Annotated in this window: 14 protein-coding genes; 11 read left to right on the top strand and 3 right to left on the bottom strand. The window is 70.7% G+C overall.

Annotated elements, in window-relative coordinates; genetic code table 11:
* Window positions 1-43 precede the first annotated feature (43 nt).
* Both R3A49_06645 and R3A49_06640 read left to right on the top strand, forming a co-directional pair.
* On the top strand, window positions 44-1,402 hold the full coding sequence (locus tag R3A49_06645; protein MEZ5170408.1) for an FAD-dependent oxidoreductase: 1,359 nt from the start codon (window positions 44-46) through the stop codon (window positions 1,400-1,402).
* Window positions 1,403-1,415: 13 nt separating this feature from the next.
* Window positions 1,416-2,672, top strand: a complete 1,257-nt coding sequence (locus R3A49_06640; protein ID MEZ5170407.1) for a hypothetical protein — start codon at window positions 1,416-1,418, stop codon at window positions 2,670-2,672.
* Window positions 2,673-2,704: 32 nt separating this feature from the next.
* On the opposite strand, the gene R3A49_06635 is transcribed toward R3A49_06640, so the two are convergent.
* Window positions 2,705-4,459 carry an acetyl-CoA carboxylase biotin carboxylase subunit gene (locus tag R3A49_06635; GenBank protein ID MEZ5170406.1) on the bottom strand — a complete coding sequence of 585 codons (1,755 nt, stop codon included), beginning with the start codon at window positions 4,457-4,459 and terminating at the stop codon, window positions 2,705-2,707.
* A gap of 43 nt (window positions 4,460-4,502) precedes the next feature.
* On the opposite strand from R3A49_06635, the gene R3A49_06630 reads away from it, so the two are divergent.
* Window positions 4,503-5,318, top strand: coding sequence for a biotin--[acetyl-CoA-carboxylase] ligase (locus R3A49_06630; GenBank protein ID MEZ5170405.1), 816 nt, complete (start codon window positions 4,503-4,505; stop codon window positions 5,316-5,318).
* A gap of 33 nt (window positions 5,319-5,351) precedes the next feature.
* On the opposite strand, the gene R3A49_06625 is transcribed toward R3A49_06630, so the two are convergent.
* Together R3A49_06625 and R3A49_06620 are read right to left on the bottom strand one after the other, a co-directional pair.
* Window positions 5,352-6,185, bottom strand: a complete 834-nt coding sequence (locus tag R3A49_06625) for an aminotransferase class IV (protein ID MEZ5170404.1) — start codon at window positions 6,183-6,185, stop codon at window positions 5,352-5,354.
* Window positions 6,186-6,187: 2 nt separating this feature from the next.
* The gene (locus R3A49_06620) at window positions 6,188-7,480 is read right to left on the bottom strand and encodes an anthranilate synthase component I family protein (GenBank protein MEZ5170403.1); all 1,293 of its coding nucleotides are present in this window, start codon (window positions 7,478-7,480) and stop codon (window positions 6,188-6,190) included.
* A gap of 157 nt (window positions 7,481-7,637) precedes the next feature.
* Between R3A49_06620 and R3A49_06615 the strand changes: the two genes are divergently transcribed.
* From R3A49_06615 to R3A49_06580, 8 genes are read left to right on the top strand one after another with little or no spacing between them, the layout of a single operon-like run.
* On the top strand, window positions 7,638-9,089 hold the full coding sequence (locus tag R3A49_06615; protein MEZ5170402.1) for an LCP family protein: 1,452 nt from the start codon (window positions 7,638-7,640) through the stop codon (window positions 9,087-9,089).
* A gap of 38 nt (window positions 9,090-9,127) precedes the next feature.
* Complete coding sequence (gene rfbB, locus R3A49_06610; protein ID MEZ5170401.1) at window positions 9,128-10,162, top strand: dTDP-glucose 4,6-dehydratase; 1,035 nt, start codon at window positions 9,128-9,130, stop codon at window positions 10,160-10,162.
* A gap of 3 nt (window positions 10,163-10,165) precedes the next feature.
* Window positions 10,166-11,092, top strand: a complete 927-nt coding sequence (gene rfbD / locus R3A49_06605) for a dTDP-4-dehydrorhamnose reductase (protein ID MEZ5170400.1) — start codon at window positions 10,166-10,168, stop codon at window positions 11,090-11,092.
* On the top strand, window positions 11,089-12,384 hold the full coding sequence (locus tag R3A49_06600) for a UDP-glucose/GDP-mannose dehydrogenase family protein (protein ID MEZ5170399.1): 1,296 nt from the start codon (window positions 11,089-11,091) through the stop codon (window positions 12,382-12,384). The genes rfbD and R3A49_06600 overlap by 4 nt, the downstream gene beginning before the upstream one ends.
* Window positions 12,384-13,313: a UDP-glucuronic acid decarboxylase family protein gene (locus R3A49_06595; protein MEZ5170398.1), complete on the top strand. Its 930-nt coding sequence runs from the start codon at window positions 12,384-12,386 to the stop codon at window positions 13,311-13,313. Before R3A49_06600 ends, R3A49_06595 begins: the two co-directional genes overlap by 1 nt.
* Window positions 13,310-14,227, top strand: a complete 918-nt coding sequence (locus R3A49_06590) for a glycosyltransferase family 2 protein (protein ID MEZ5170397.1) — start codon at window positions 13,310-13,312, stop codon at window positions 14,225-14,227. Before R3A49_06595 ends, R3A49_06590 begins: the two co-directional genes overlap by 4 nt.
* 29 nt (window positions 14,228-14,256) lie before the next feature.
* Window positions 14,257-15,024, top strand: coding sequence for a hypothetical protein (locus R3A49_06585; protein ID MEZ5170396.1), 768 nt, complete (start codon window positions 14,257-14,259; stop codon window positions 15,022-15,024).
* A complete protein-coding gene (locus R3A49_06580; protein ID MEZ5170395.1) occupies window positions 15,021-16,160 on the top strand; it encodes an NDP-sugar synthase in 1,140 nt (379 codons plus the stop codon). Before R3A49_06585 ends, R3A49_06580 begins: the two co-directional genes overlap by 4 nt.
* The last annotated feature ends 25 nt before the right edge of the window (window positions 16,161-16,185 follow it).

Below are 16,185 nucleotides of genomic sequence, written 5' to 3'. Positions count from 1 at the left end.
TCGGTGGGAGCGGTCCCGCTGCCGCAGGCCCTACGCTGGGGGTGTGCCCGTGAAGGTCGTCATCATCGGTGCGGGTCCGGCCGGCAACACCGCCGCCACCGTCGCCGCCACACTCGGCGCCGAGGTCACGCTCGTGGAGCGTGACCTCGTCGGGGGCGCGGCACATCTTCTCGACTGCATCCCGTCGAAGGCGATGATCGCATCGGGCGCGAAGCTGCGGGGGCTCCGCCGAGCGCGCACCGTCGGGCTCCACGCGGAGGGGAGTCTCGACGTCTCGGCACTTCGCGAGCACGTCGCCACGATCGAGGCCCAGCTGCACGACGCCACCACCCGGCTCCTCGAGTCGCAGGGCGTCCGCATCATCCGGGGGACGGGACGGCTGAAGGGGCCCCACGAGGTCGTGGCCGACACCGGGACGGGTCTCGAGGAGCTGGACGCCGACTTCGTCGTTCTCGCCACCGGCTCACGCCCACGGGTCCCCGACTGGGCGGAGCCCGACGGCGAGCGGATCCTCACGACCCGCGACGCCTACCCGCCGCCGGAGCTGCCGTCCCATCTGGTCGTCGTCGGCTCGGGTGTCACAGGCGTCGAGTTCACCAACATGTTCTCGTCGTTCGGTGCCGACGTCACCCTCGTGGTGTCCCGCCAGCAGGTGTTGCCGTTGAAGGACCCCGAGGTCGCCGCGGCGCTGGAAGAGGAGTTCCTGCGACGCGACGTGACGCTGCTCAAGGGCGCCCGTGCCGATTCCGTCACCCGCGAGGGCAGTGCCGTCCACGTCGACTGTGACGACGGGCGCCGGGTCGTCGGCTCACACGTGGTGCTCGCCATCGGGTCGGTTCCGAACTCCGAGAACCTCGGGCTCGAAGAGGCCGGGGTGGAGGTCGACAGCGGCGGCTACGTCCCCGTCGACCGCCACTGCCAGTCGAACGTGGCGCACATCTACGCTGCCGGTGACCTCTCGGGCAAGCTCCCCCTGTCGTCGGTCGGGGCGATGCAGGGCCGCAAGATCGCCGAGCACCTGATGGGGCTCCACAACCGGCCCCACCGCCACCTCGACTACGACAAGGCGGCGTCTGCGATCTTCACGGTCCCCGAGATCGCCGATGTCGGCCTCGAGGAGGCCGACGCGTTCGCCCAGGGCCGCAAGATCCGTGTCACCAAGGTCCCGTTCTCCGCCAACGCCCGGGCACTCATCGACGGCGACTCGCGCGGCTTCGTCAAGGTGATCTCCGACCCGGCCACCGGGGTCGTCCTCGGAGGCTCGATCGTCGGGCGCAACGCCGCCGAGCTCATTAGTGTGATGGCCGTGGCAGTCACGAACGGCCTCAAGGTCGACGACATCGTCGACTCGCTCCTCGTCCACCCGGCTCTGGCGGAGTCACTCGCCGACGCTGCGTCATGAGGGCCGGCGCACCGTGACGGTGACCACGACGATTCGCGGCTTCGCGGGCGACCTCACACGGTGGGCCGTCGGTGTGCGCAAGAGCTCGTGGTGGAGCGATCTCCTCAGCCCGGTTCCGAAGGCGGCCGGTTTCTACACCCGTCTCTGCATGGACTGGGCTTCCGGGCGCACGCACTCGGCCGGCATCCCGCGGACGCGCCCGCACCCCCTCGTCCTGGCGGAGGCCACGCTCGACGAGCTGGTCCTCGCCGTGTTCAAGGTGGGGCGACCGCCACGCCACGACGACGCCTACCGCCGGATCATCGAGGAGGGCCTCGACGCGGCCGCCGTGTACGAGTCGCTCGGCTTCCACCGCGACCCGCAGGCCTTCTGGGGTGAGCCCGAGCCGTTCGGTGAGCCCGTCGTCCGGCAGCGGTCCGTTGCCGACCACGTCTACGAGCACTGCACGTGGTCGAGCGGGTTCGAGCCCCACGAGGGGGTTCCCGGCGCTCAGCGGTGGCGGTCCTACGCCGCCAACCGCACGACACACGCCTGGGTGCTCCGTCACGACGAGCCACGCCCGTGGCTCGTGTGCCTCCCCGGAACGGGGATGGGTTTTCCCCGCGCCGACTTCCAGACCTTCCCGCCGCGGCACCTCCACGACGAGCTCGGGCTCAACGTCGTGGTTCCCGTGGCGCCGCTCCACGGGCCGCGCCGCCGCCAGGCGATCTACGGACTGGGCTTCCCGACCGACGACCTCGTCGACACGGTGCACGGGATCTCCCAGTCGGTGTGGGACACGCGTCGCATCCTGGGCTGGATCCGCCGGCAGTCCGACGAGGCGATCGGCCTCACCGGCATCTCGCTCGGCGGCTACCTCAGCGCGAGCGTGGCCAACCTCGACGAGGACCTCGCCTGCGTCATCGTCGGTGTCCCTCCGGTCGACTTTGCCTCCCTCTTTCAGTCGCACACCCCACATTCCGTGCGCGACACGCCGATCTTCGCCGAGTTCCATCAAGCGGCGAGCCGGCTGTTCCGTGTCGTGTCCCCACTCGCGCTGGAGCCGAAGCCTGCGCGGGAGCGACGCTTCATCTACGCCGGACTCGTCGACCGGCTGATCAACCCACGTCGTCAGGCCCTTCGGCTGTGGAACCACTGGGAGCAGCCCCGGATCACCTGGTACTCGGGTAGCCACCTGGGGTTCATGTGGTCGCGGCCCGTGCGTGACTTCGTGGAGGAGGCCCTCGTCGACACCGGGATGGTCGAGCCCTCCCGCAGTCACGTCGCCTGACAGCCGCCCGGGCGGCGGTTGGGCGCAGCGGTCTACTCCACGACGATGAGGACGTCCCCCGGCGCGACCGTGTCGCCCCCGGACACCCGGATCTCACTGACCGTGCCGTCGGCGTCGGCGTTCAGGTGGTTCTCCATCTTCATCGCCTCGAGTACGAGAAGTGCCTGGCCGGCCTCGACCGTGTCTCCGACGTCGACGAGGACCTTGACGATGGTCCCCTGCATGGGTGCGCTGATCGTCCCACCGCCGGTGGCACCCCCACCGGTGGACGCGGCCGGCTTCGGAGCCCGGGCTGTGCGCGCTGCGGGTGCTGCCTCGACGTCGGGGAGCCAGACCTTCACCTCGAAGCGCTTGCCGTTGACCTCGACGGGCACGGTGCGCTCGGTCAGTTCCTGTGCCGAGTCTGTGGGCGGCGAATCGGCCGAATCACCGGCTCTCACGAACGTGGCGGGGTCGACGTCCTCTTCGAGCCACTTCGTGGAGTGGCGGGCGGCGCGGAAGTCGGGGTGGTCGAGCAGGGCGAGCTGCGCGTCGATGGTTGTCCTGACTCCACTGATCTCGAACTCCTCGAGAGCGCGCCGGGTCCGCGCAATGGCCCTGTCGCGGTCGGGAGCCCGGCAGACAAGCTTTGCGATGAGGTTGTCGTAGTGCTGAGACACGGTGTCGCCGGTCTCGTAGCCCTGGTCGGTCCGCACGCCGGGCCCGTCGGGGCGCTCGAAGCGGGTGAGGGTGCCGGGTGACGGCATGAAACCTGCGGCGGGATCCTCGGCGTTGATGCGGCATTCGATCGCATGCCCCCGGCGCTCGATGCTGTCCTGGGTGAACGACAGGGGTTCGCCGTCGGCGACGTGTATCTGCTCAGCGACGAGGTCGAGCGACGTGACCTCCTCGGTGACGCAGTGCTCGACCTGGAGCCGGGTGTTCATCTCGAGGAAGTAGAAGTCGCCGTCCTCGTACATGAACTCGACGGTTCCGGCGTTCACGTAGCCGAACTCACGGCAGAGCGCCACCGCCGCCTCGCCCATGGCGGTGCGGACGCTGTCGGGGAACTCGGGCGCAGGGCTCTCCTCGATGAGCTTCTGGTGCCGTCGCTGGATCGAGCAGTCGCGTTCGCCCAGCCACACGGCGTTGCCGTGCGTGTCGGCGAAGACCTGCATCTCCACGTGGCGAGGACGCGTGAGGTACCGCTCGATGAAGGCCTCGGGGCGCCCGAAGTAGGCCTCGGCCTCGCGTGCCGCCGAGTCGAGCGCCGCCTGGGCCTCGTCGGGGTGTTCCACGACCTTCATGCCCTTCCCACCCCCGCCGTAGGCGGCCTTGATGAGGATCGGGTAGCCGTGCTCCTCACCGAACGCCAGGACCTCGGCGACGTCGGTGACGGGGTCGAGGGTCCCGGGCACCGTGGGCACACCGGCGTCGGCGCCTGCCCGGCGCGACGACAGCTTGTCGCCGGCGACCTCGATCGCCTCGGGCGGGGGACCGATCCAGGTGACACCGGCATCGATGACCGCCCGGGCGAAGTCGGCGTTCTCGGAGAAGAAGCCGTAGCCGGGGTGCAGGGCCTCGGCGCCGCTTGCGGCGAGCGCAGCGAGAATCGCGTCCGTGTTCAGGTAGCTCTCGCCGGCCGCCTGGCCGCCCAGGGCGTAGGCCTCGTCGGCCTCACGCACGTGCATGGCGTCGCGGTCGAGGTCGGAGTAGACGGCGACGGTTCCGATACCCATCTCGCGGCAGGTGCGGATCACCCGCACAGCGATCTCGCCGCGGTTGGCGATGAGGATCTTGGAAAACACTGACGGGCTCCCGGGTCGGCGGCGGCCCCGTATCCTACGGGCGATGCGCACGAACCCGCCCATCTGGAGCGGTCGAGGCGTCGACGAACGGCTCCGCGCCGCACGCTTTGGGCCGGTTCGGTGGTTCGACCGCCTCGACTCCACCAACCGTTACCTCCTCGACGAGGCGGCCGGCGGTGCGCCCGACGGCACCGTGGCCGTGGCCGACGTCCAGGACGCCGGACGCGGGCGCCTCGACCGCCGGTGGGAGGCTGCGGCGGGCCGGGCGCTTCTCGTGTCGGTGCTGCTGCGGCCGTCCGGGTTGCCCGACGACGCCTGGCACCTCGCGACGGTGGCGGCGGGACTGGCCATGTCCGACGCCGTCGTGGCGACGGCCGGTGTGGAGCCGGCGTTGAAGTGGCCCAACGATCTCGTCGTCGACGACCGCAAGCTGGCGGGGATCCTGGCCGAGTCGGTGGTGACGGGCCCCGACTCACGGGCCCTGGTGGTGGGCGTGGGATGCAATCTCGCCCGCGGCGCGTTCCCCGACGACCTCGCGGGAGTGGCCACGTCGGTCGAGCACGTCACCGGTCGTTCCGTGGAGGTACGGGATGCGCTCGTGGCGTTCCTCGACGCTTTCGCCGACTACGCGGACCACCTGGGGTCCGGCGCCGGGCGGGAACGCCTACGCGCCCTCGCGCGGGACCGCTCGGCGACCCTCGGTCAGGTCGTCGAGGTGGAACACCCCGGCGGGAGCGTGTCGGGACGCGCCGTCGACATCGCGACCGACGGTGCTCTGATGGTCGAAGCGGGCGGAGAGCGGCACGCGTTCCACGTCGGAGACGTGATCCACGTTCGTGCCGACCGACATTCGTCGTGAGATGCAGCGTTCGTGTCGGGGGTGCCGCCGCCGTCAGGGGTCGGGTGTGGTGCGGACCAGCTCGGTGAAGGCCTCGGCCAGGTGACGCGTGATCGGCCCCGGTACTGCGAACTCCGTACCGTCGACGCGGTCGACGGGTTGGATCTCCCGTGTCGACGACGTGATGAACACCTCGTCGGCGGCGAGGAGCGTGCTCGGCTCCAGGCGGCCCGTCGATGTTCCGATCCCTGTCGAGGCGGCGATCTCGAGCACGAGAGCGCGCGTGACACCGAGGAGGCAGCCCGACGCTGCCGGTGGCGTGAAGAGTTCCCCGTCGACGACGGCGAACAGGTTCGCCCCGGTCCCCTCGCACACGTCGCCGACGGTGTTGAGGAAGAGCGCCTCGCCGCCTCCCCGCTCGGAGGCGAAGGCGAGCGCCCGGACGTTCTCGGCGTACGAGATGGTCTTGAGCCCGGTCACTGCGCCACGCTCGTTGCGTGGCCAGGGGACGGTGACGAGCGCCGTGGTCGGCGGCCACGCGGCCGCGGCGGCGGCAGCGACGATGACGGTGGGCGCGGTGTCGCCCCGCTCGGAGCCCAGCGGTGAGGGACCGCCGGTGATCGTGATCCGCAGTCGAGCCTCGGTGAGGCCGTTGGCCGACAGGACGTCGTCGGCCCGCCGGCGCAGATCGTCGCCGTCGGGGACGTCGAGACCGAGCCCGGCGGCCGAGTGGTGCAGCCGGTCGAGGTGGCGTGTCCACGCGAACGGGACCCCCGCGTAGACGCGCAACGTCTCGAACACGCCATCGCCCACGAGGAGGCCGTGGTCGAAGGGGGAGATCCGTGCGTCGTCCACGGCCAGGAGCCGTCCGTCGACCGACACCTGCACCGTCACGCTGCACCTGCACCGGTGAGCACGGACACGTCCTCCCCGACCGACCGACGGACGCGCGCCACCTTCAGCTCGGTCTCCTCCCACTCGCGCGTCGGGCTGCTGTCGGCCACGATGCCGGCACCGACCCCGAGGTGCGTCGAGTCGTCGTGAACGGTGAACGTGCGGATGGCGACGGCCAGATCGCCACGATCGCGCGCGGTGTCGATCCAGCCAACGGCACCGCAGTAGACACCGCGTCGCACGGGCTCGAGGTCTTCGATGGCCTGGAGCACGCGTGGCTTGGGTGCCCCCGTCACCGACGCCGGTGGCATCGTGGCCGTCAGCAGGTCGCCGAGTCCGGCGTCGTCGCGCCGCCGGCCCCGCACCGTGCTGACGAGGTGGAAGAGCCCGGGGTGTGCCTCGAGACCGCACAGCTGCGGGACATGGATCGAGCCCGGCACGCACACGCGTCCGAGGTCGTTGCGCGCGAGGTCGACGATCATCACGTTCTCGGCGCGGTCCTTCGTGCTGGCGGTGAGCGCCGAGGCGGCGCGGCCTGTGCCCTTGATGGGGCGTGTCTCGACCGAACGCCCGTTCCACGCGAGGAAGCGCTCAGGGGAGGCGGACACGACCCCGGTGCCGGCGATGTCGACGAGCGCGGTGTGCGGAGCGGGGTTCCCGCTGCTGAGCGCGGCGAAGAGTCGGGCCGTGTCGGGCGCCAGCGGCCAGGTGAGGCGTCGCGTGAGGTTCACCTGGTAGCACTCGCCCGCCTCGAGCAGGCCGATGATGCGCCGAACGGCACTCTCGAACGCCGGGCGGTCGAGGCTCGTGGTGGGCTGTCCCGACAGAAGCGGAGCGCCAGACGTCGCCGGGGTGTCGCCGTCGACAAGCCGCGCTGCGACCTCGTCGAGCACCCCGCGTCCCTCGCCGTCGCCCACGACGGTGACCGACGGGGACGCGCCGGGATCGATGAGGAGGCGGGCGTCGAAACGCCCGAGCGCGACGTCGGGGACGCCGGGCCACTCGGCGTAGAATCCTCCGGCGCGGGGCCTGACGCGCTCCACCGTCCGCCCGATGTCGTAGGACAGGAACCCCGCCCACCACCCACGGTCGGCGTCGGACGACCCGAGGCGGTGCAGTCGGTCGAGTGCCTTCCCGCCGTCGGCGGTGATGACCGCGTCGGGGTGGACACCGACGACCGTGCGCTGCCCGTCGCGCACGATGACGCGCCCGTCGCGTGGGCCGTCGAGGGGTGGGAGGAGACGGGCCACGGCGCCGGCAGCAGCGTGCGGCAGGTCGAGTGGTGGCACCGCCGCAGGGTACCGCCGGCCCCTCGGCCCCTGATGCGTCGATATGGCGTCAAGGAGGCCCGCATGTGGCACCTCATTGATGCACCGGGGCCCGCCCCGCCCGCCAGAGCGGCCGCGACCGGGCCGACGGTGGCCCCGCCGGTAACATCGACGCCTCGTGCCAAGGTCCACGTCGTCACTGCGCGCATTCCTGGTCCGGTTCGGCATTGCCCTCGGAGTGGTCTTTGCCCTCACCGGCCTGGCCGTCGCGGGCGCGTACTGGGAGACCAACAACAAGGTCGACGAGATCCAGCGGGTCGAGATCGTCGGCCTCGATCCTGACGACGACCTCCCGGCCCAGGCGGGCAACTTCGTGATCATCGGCTCCGACTCCCGTGAGGCGCTCGGCGCCCAGGTCGAGGGCGACGAGGAGCAGATCGGGAGTGAGCGCTCCGACACCCTGATGGTCGCCCATGTGGACCCCGACCAGAAGTCCGGCCTGCTCGTGTCGTTCCCCCGTGACCTGTGGGTCGAGATCCCGGGCCACGGGGAGAGCAAGATCAACGCCGCCTACAGCCTCGGGGGCCCGCAGCTCGTCGTCGACACGCTCCAGGCGAACTTCGACATCCCGATCACGAACTACATCGAGGTCGACTTCGCCGGCTTCGAGGAGATCGTCGACGCCATCGGTGGCGTGCCCGTCTACTTCGAGGGCCCGGCGCGCGACGTCGACCCCGGGGGCGACGGCGGGAGCGGGTTCGTGCAGCCCTATCCGGGGTGCTACAAGCTCCAGGGCGACCGCGCCCTCCAGTACGTGCGGTCACGCCACTACCAGGTCTACGACGGGTCCCAGTGGATCTCCGATCCCACGGCCGACCTGGGGAGGATCGAGCGCCAGCAGAAGTTCATGCGCAGCCTCGCCAGCACGGCACTGGAGAACGTCGGCGCCAATCCCCTCCGGGCTCGCGATCTCGCCGACCAGCTCCTGGCGAACATGAAGGTCGACGACACGCTCGGGACCCGCGACGTGCTCGGGCTCGTCGATGCGTTCCGTGTGGTGGATCCGAACTCCGAGTCCTTCGAGTCGGTCACGTTGCCCAACGAAGGGGGTTTCACCGACGGTCAGTCCGTCCTGTTCGTCAAGGAGCCCGAGGCCGAGGCGGTGCTCACGCGGCTGCGCACATTCGGCCCGACCGCGGAGCCCGATCCCGGGGCGGCGCCGCCGGAGGTTCCCGACATCGAGCCCTTCACCGTGAGCGTGAGCGTCCTCAACGGGAGCGGGGTCGACGGCGCCGCCGGTGCAACGCTCGACGCTCTCGTGGTCGAGGGTTTCGCGACAGGCGGTGTCGGCAACGCCGACGTCGTGGCCGAAACCGAGGTCCGCTACGCGCCCGGCAACGAGGACCAGGCGCGGCTGGTCCTCGGCTACCTGGGTGGGGTCGGCACCCTGGTGGAGGACTCGTCGGTGACCCAGACCGATGTGCAGGTCGTCATCGGAGGCGACTTCGTGGGAGTCGCCGCTCCCGACCAGGCCGAGCCACCGGCACCCGTCGAGCCGCCGCCCACCGAGGAGGGTGAGGCCCCGCCCGACGAGGAGGAGGAGCCTCCGCCCGAGGAGGCCAACTGCTGACTCGGTGACCCTGCGGGCCCTGCCGTAGCATCGTGGCCGTGAAACTGCTCGTGACAGGCGCAGCCGGCTTCATCGGCGCCAACTTCGTGCGCCACTGGGTCGAGTCGCACCCCGACGACGGGGTGGTGGGCTACGACGTGCTCACCTACGCCGGCAACCTGCCCAACCTCGACCCGGTCGCCGACAGGATCACGTTCGTCCGGGGCGACATCACCGACGGTGAGCAGGCCCGCCGTACGCTCGAGGAGCACGGGATCGACGTCGTCGTCAACTTCGCGGCCGAGTCCCACAACAGCCTCGCGGTTCTCGACCCCGGCCGGTTCTTCCGCACCAACGCCCTGGGCACGCAGACCCTGCTCGAAGCCGCCCGCCACGCCGGTGTGGCGCGGTTCCACCACGTGTCGACCTGCGAGGTCTACGGCGACCTGGCCCTCGACGACCCGGGGGCCTTCCGGGAGGACTCGCCCTACCGGCCCCGAACGCCCTACAACGCGTCCAAGGCCGCTGCCGACCACGCGGTGCGCGCCTACTTCGAGACGTTCGACCTCCCCGTCACCATCTCCAACTGCGCCAACAACTACGGGCCCCTCCAGTTCCCCGAGAAGGTCATCCCGGTCTTCACCACCAAGGCCCTCGACGACGAGCCCCTGCCGCTCTACGCGTCCACGCTCAACCGCCGTGAGTGGATCCACGTCGTCGACCACTGCACAGCGATCGAGCGCGTCCTCCTCGACGGCGTGGTCGGGGAGACCTACAACGTCGGCACCGGCCGGGAGGCAACGATCGAGGAGATCGCCGACCTGGTCCTCGCGGCGCTCGACAAGCCGCCGTCGCTCAAGACGATCGTGCCCGACCGCCCCGGCCACGACCGCCGCTACCTCCTCGATTCCACGAAGATCCGCGAGGAGCTCGGGTGGAGCCCCGGGATCCCGTTCGAGACCGGTGTCGCCGACACTGTCCGCTGGTACGCCGAGAACAGGGCGTGGTGGGAGCCGCTGCGCGACCGGGCGCCCGTCGTGGAGTCCGCCTGGTCCACCACCTCCACGGCGCCGTCGGCCCACAGCGCGGGCTGAGGCGTGCGGGCCCTCGTCACCGGCGCCGGCGGGCAGCTGGGAAGCACCGTCGGTCCGGCGATCCGTCGGTCGCCGGCCGGCCACGAGGTCATCGAGGTCGACCACTCCACGCTCGACATCGGCGACCGCGACGCCGTCGACGCCGTCGTCAGCGACGTCGTGCCCGATGTGATCGTGAACGCGGCGGCCATGACCGACGTCGACGGGTGCGAACGCGATCCCGACGCCGCCTACCGCTGCAATGCTCTCGCGCTCCGCCATATGGGCACGGCCGCCGACCGCATCGGCGCGCATGTCGTCCACGTGTCGACCGATTTCGTCTTCTCCGGCGATGCCGACCGCCCCTACACCGAGTGGGATGCGACGGATCCCGCCTCCGTCTACGCGCGCTCGAAGCTGGCAGGGGAGCACGAGCTCGCCGCGTCATGCCGATCCTGGGCCGTAGCCCGTACCTCGTGGGTGTTCGGCCGACCCGGCGGCGACTTCATCTCGTGGGTTCTCGACACCGCCCGTCGCGGAGAGCTCCGTGGGGTCGTCGACGACGAGACCGGTAGTCCCACACTCGCTGCCGACCTGGCGGGAATGCTGGTCCGGCTCGCCGTCGAGCAGCGGCGGGGTCTGTTCCACGTCACGAACCAGGGCTCGTGCACGCGCCTCGAGCTCGCGCGCGAGATCCTCGACATCGCCGGCATGGAAGAGGGAACCGCGGCGGGCGTCGCGCCGTCGGCAATCCGCAGCGCCGACCTCGGTCGCCCCGCGGCCCGACCGCACTATTCCGTCCTCGACAACGCCGTCCTGCGGCTCCAGGGCGTCGAGCTCCTCCGACACTGGAAGCACGCGCTGGCCGACTACCTCCAGACCTCGGGCCTCCTCGCGGTCGCCGGTTCAGATCCCGGTGGCACCACCCGGGAGGCGGAGGTCGCGCCGTGAGCAGCGTCGGCGTGATCGGGACGGGCTACGTCGGCCTCACGACGGCGGCGTGCATGGCGCGCCTCGGCCACACGGTCGTTGCCGCCGACGTCGACCCCGACCTCGTGGCGCGACTCTCCAAAGGCGAAGTGGGGATTCTCGAAGACGGGCTGGCGGAGCTCGTGGCCGAGGGTCTCACCTCGTCGAACCTGCGTTTCGTCGTGGGAGCCGCCGAGGCGGCACGGTCCAGTGAGTTCGTGTTCATCTGCGTGCCCACACCTCAGGGCCCCGACGGTGCCGCGGATCTCAGCTTCGTCGACGACGCTGTCCGCGAGATAGCGCCCGTGCTCAGCCCGGGAGCGGTCATCGTCAACAAGTCGACGGTGCCGATCGGAACGACGATGCGTGTCCGGCACCTGGCCGTGGAGGCCGGAGCCACCGTCGACGAGTTCGGCGTTGCGTCCAATCCCGAGTTCCTGCGCGAAGGCCATGCGGTGCACGACTTTCTCGAGCCCGACCGCATCGTCATCGGCTGCGACGATCCCGCCGTGGCCGTCCGTGTGTCGGAGCTCTACGCCGACACGCGCGCCCCGACCGTCGTCACGAACGCGGCATCCGCCGAGATGATCAAGTACGCGGCGAACGCGTTCCTGGCCACGAAGGTGTCGTTCATCAACGCGGTGGCGAACCTCTGCGAGGCGTACGACGCAGACGTGAGCGACGTGGCGCTCGGGATGGGCTACGACAAGCGCATCGGCTCCGACTTCCTGCACGCCGGGCCGGGCTACGGCGGCTCCTGCTTCCCCAAGGACACCGCCGCCCTCCTGCACGCCGCCGACGAGGTGGGCGACGATCTGCCGCTCCTCCGGGGAACCGTCGTCGTCAACACGCGCCAACGCCAACGCATCGTCGACAAGGTGGCGGCGATCGTCGACCGGCCGCTGCGCGACTGCCGCGTCGGGGTGTGGGGGCTCACCTTCAAGGCGAACACGGACGACCTCCGCGACTCTCCCGCCCTCGAGATCGCCGACCTGCTGCTCGAGGCCGGTGCCGTCGTGCACGCCTACGATCCCGCGGCCGGTGAGGGAGCGTCGTCGGCGCTACCGTCGCTCCGGGTCACGACCGACCCCTACAGCTGTGCCACCGACGCCGACGCCGTCGTCCTCCTCACGGAATGGGAGGAGTTCCGATGGCTCGACTTCGAGCGTGTGGCGCAGGTCATGGCCACACCGCGCATCGTCGACGCACGGAACCTCCTCGACCCCCACGCACTGCGACGGGTCGGGTTCGACTACGACGGCGTCGGGCGCTGATGCCCCGGGCCGTCATCACGGGAGCGGCCGGGTTCCTGGGCTCGGCGCTCAGCCGGGTGCTCGTCGGTGCCGGCTGGGACGTTCTCGGGCTCGACAACATGCTGACGGGGCGCGTCGAGAACGTCGACGACCTCCTCGACACCGGCCGGTTCTCACTCACCGACTACGACGTCACGAACTACCTCCACGTCCCGGGCGACGTCGACGCCGTGCTCCACTTCGCGAGTCCCGCCAGCCCCCGCGACTACCTCGAGTACCCGATCAAGACGCTCAAGGTCGGGTCGCTCGGCACCCACCACGCGCTGGGCCTCGCCAAGGCGAAGGGAGCGCGTTTCCTCCTCGCCTCCACGAGCGAGGTCTACGGGGACCCGCAGGTCCACCCACAGCCCGAGACCTACTGGGGGCACGTGAACCCGGTGGGGCCACGCGGTGTGTACGACGAGGCCAAGAGGTTCGCCGAGGCCATGGCGATGGCGTACATGCGCTCGCACGGCCTCGACGTCAAGGTGGCGCGGATCTTCAACACCTACGGCCCGCGCCTGCGACCGGGCGACGGCCGGGCCATCCCGAACTTCCTGTCACAGGCGATCGCGGGTGAGTCACTCACGGTGTACGGCGACGGGACCCAGACACGGTCCTTCTGCTACATCGACGACGAGGTGGAGGGGCTCCTCGCGCTGTTGGACTCCGACCACCGGGGGCCGATGAACATCGGCAACCCCGACGAGTACACGGTGCGCGAGCTGGCAGAATTGGTGCTCGAGGTCACGGGGAGCCGTTCCGGGATCGTCACCACTGAGCTCCCTGTGAACGACCCGGTCCGCCGGCGCCCCGACATCACGCTCGCGGAGACGGTCCTCGGATGGAGACCCCGTACCTCGCTACGCGACGGCCTGGAGCGGACCTTCGAGTGGTTCCGTCAGGCATGATCGGTCACGCGGCGCGACCCCGCTGGGCGGCGGTGGTCGTCAACCACAACGCCGGCGACCTGCTCCTGGAGTGCGCCCGCTCGTTGCTCGCCGGCGGTCCCGATCCCGACGACGGGCCCGATCTCGTCGTTGTCGACAATGCCTCCACCGACTCCTCGGTCGACGCACTCGCCGAGGAGCTCCCCGACATCCCGGTCATCAGGTCGCGGGTCAATCTCGGCTACGCACGTGCCGCCAACCTGGGGGCGGCCGCCACGGCGGCGCCCGTGATCCTGGTGTCGAATCCCGATGTCGTGTTCCGCGCCGGTGCCGCAGGCGCCGCCCTGGCCCGTTTCGTCGAGCCGAGCATCGCCGCCGTCGGGCCACTGATCTTCGAGGTCGACGGCTCCGTGTACCCCAGCGCACGCCGGGAGCCCGGGATCGTCGACGCTGTGGGCCACGGGCTCGTCGGTCTGGTCCGTCCCGACAACCCGTGGACGCGGCGCTACCGGGAGCTCGACGTCGATCCGCACGTCGCCCGCGATGTCGACTGGGTCTCGGGCGCAGCACTCTGGTTGCGTCGTGAGGCGCTCGACGCCGTGGGTGGATGGGACGAGGAGTTCTTCATGTACGCCGAGGACGTCGACCTGTGCCGTCGCCTGCGGGGGGCCGGATGGCGTGTCGTGTTCGAACCGGGCGCCGAGGTCACGCACGTCGGCGGCGCGAGCACAGCGGGGCGCCCGTACCGGATGATCGTCGAGCACCACCGGTCGCTCTTCCGCTTCGCCTCGAAGCACTGGAGCGGCGTACGGCGCGTCCTGCTCCCCGCGGCGGCCGTCATCCTCGCGGTGCGGGCGGCACTGGCGATGGTGGCGAACCTGGTGCGCGAGGTCGTCGGGCAGGACACGTCATCGCTCCACCCGGTTGATCCGTGAACGTGGCCGCGGGACGGTAATCTGCGGGGATGGGCCGAGCATCCTCTCGCAAGAAGTACCGCGCGCCCCGGGGTACCGGGAGCCGCGGGAAGGGCCGCAAGAACTGGCCGTGGTACGTCGCCATCGTGCTCATCGTCGGCGTCGGGGTCGCCCTGATTGCGTTTTCGCGCGGTGACGACGGCGCCGAGGCCGCGCGACCCACCGTCGACGACCACTTCCACGCCAGCCTCAACGTGAACATCTGCGGCACCGACATCGGCCCCGCCCCTGAGTTCGAGCAGGCTGCCGACAACGCCAACCTCATCGCGGGCGTCCACTCGCACGGCGACGGCCTGATCCACACGCACCCGAACTCCAACGCCGAGGCGGGCGACAACGCCACTGTCGGGCTGTTCTTCCGGTACGGCGGCTGGTCCGTCTCCGAGGACAGCATCACGGCGTGGGACGATCAGACCCACACCAACGGTGACTCCTGCGAGGAGCTCGACGGACGCGAGGGTGTCCTGCGCTGGAGCCTCAACGGCGAGGAGCAGGACGGCAACGTCGCCGACCACGTCGTGGCCTGCGGGCTCGCCTGCGGCGACGAGAACGACCAGATCGTGATCGCCTTCCTCCCCGAGGACGAGGAGATGCCGGCTCCACCCGAGCCCGTCGCCCCGTCGGATCTGCCCACCGAGGAGAACCCCGAGGCCAGCGTACCGGTCCCGGAGGGCGCGGTCCCCGACGAGACCCTTCCCGAGGGGACGACGCCACCGGGCGACGGAGCGGAGCCGCCCGCGTCACCACCGGCTTCGTGAGGGCGGTCCTCCTCGTCGGCGGGCAGGGAACCCGCCTGCGCCCGCTCACGCTCACGTGCCCGAAACCGCTCCTGCCGGTCGCCAACCAGGCTTTCGTGGAGCGTCAGCTCACATGGCTCGCCACACACGGCGTGGACGACGTCGTGCTATCGATGGGATACCTCCCCGACGCCTTCCGCGAGCACTTCCCCGACGGCCGGTTCGAGTGCGCGGCCGGTGTGGTGTCCCTCCGCTACGCCGTGGAGGCCGAGCCACTCGGCACGGCCGGGGCGATCCGGTTCGCCGCCGCGGCCTTCGAGGACCCGCCCGACGCCACGGCGGGAACGGCGCCGGCGGGTGAACGGATGATCGTGTGCAACGGCGACGTGCTCACCGACCTCGATCTCGGCGCTCTCGTCGCTCTCCATGCCGACCGTGGCGCCGCGGCCACGGTCGCCCTGTCGCAGGTCGAGGACCCGTCGGCCTTCGGGGTCGTGCCCACGAAGCCCGACGGCGAGGTCGAGTCCTTCGTCGAGAAGCCCCCGCGTGACGAGGCCCCGACGAACTGGATCAACGCGGGTACCTACGTCCTCGAGCCCGAGATCCTCGACCTCATTCCCGCCGGCCGGAACGTCTCCGTCGAACGCGAGACCTTCCCCCACCTGCTCGAGACCCCCGGTCGTCTCTACGCCCTCGAGGCCGACTGCTACTGGCTCGACGTCGGAACGCCGGCGCTCTACCTGCGGGCGCACCGCGACGTCGTGGACGGGCGTCTCGGAACACCGCCGTCACCCGGTGCCGAGGAGATCTCACCGGGCGTGTGGGTGCAGGGAACCGTCGACGTCGCCGCGACCGCACAGCTCACGGGGCCACTGCTCCTCGGAGAGGGGGCGGTCGTCGCCGGCGACGCGGTGGTCGGCACGTCGAGCATCGGGCGCGGTGTCACGGTCGGCCCGGGTGCCGTCGTCGAGGCCTCCGTGCTGCTCGACGGCGTGCACGTGGAGGACGGCTCGGCCGTGCGCGGCTCGATTCTCGGTCGCGGTGCCGTCCTGGACAGCGGTGCCGTCGTCACCGATGAGAGTGTCGTCGGCGCCGGTGTCACAATACCCACAGGTTCCACGGTGTCGGCGGGGCGCGTTCCCGTCCCCTCCGACTGACCCGCCGGGCAACCGGCACCGATCG

Source organism: Acidimicrobiia bacterium (assembly GCA_041394025.1).
Lineage (GTDB): Bacteria > Actinomycetota > Acidimicrobiia > IMCC26256 > JAOSJL01 > JAOSJL01.
Note: the sequence above shows the minus strand (reverse complement) of the source record. Positions and strands in the feature narration are given on the sequence as shown.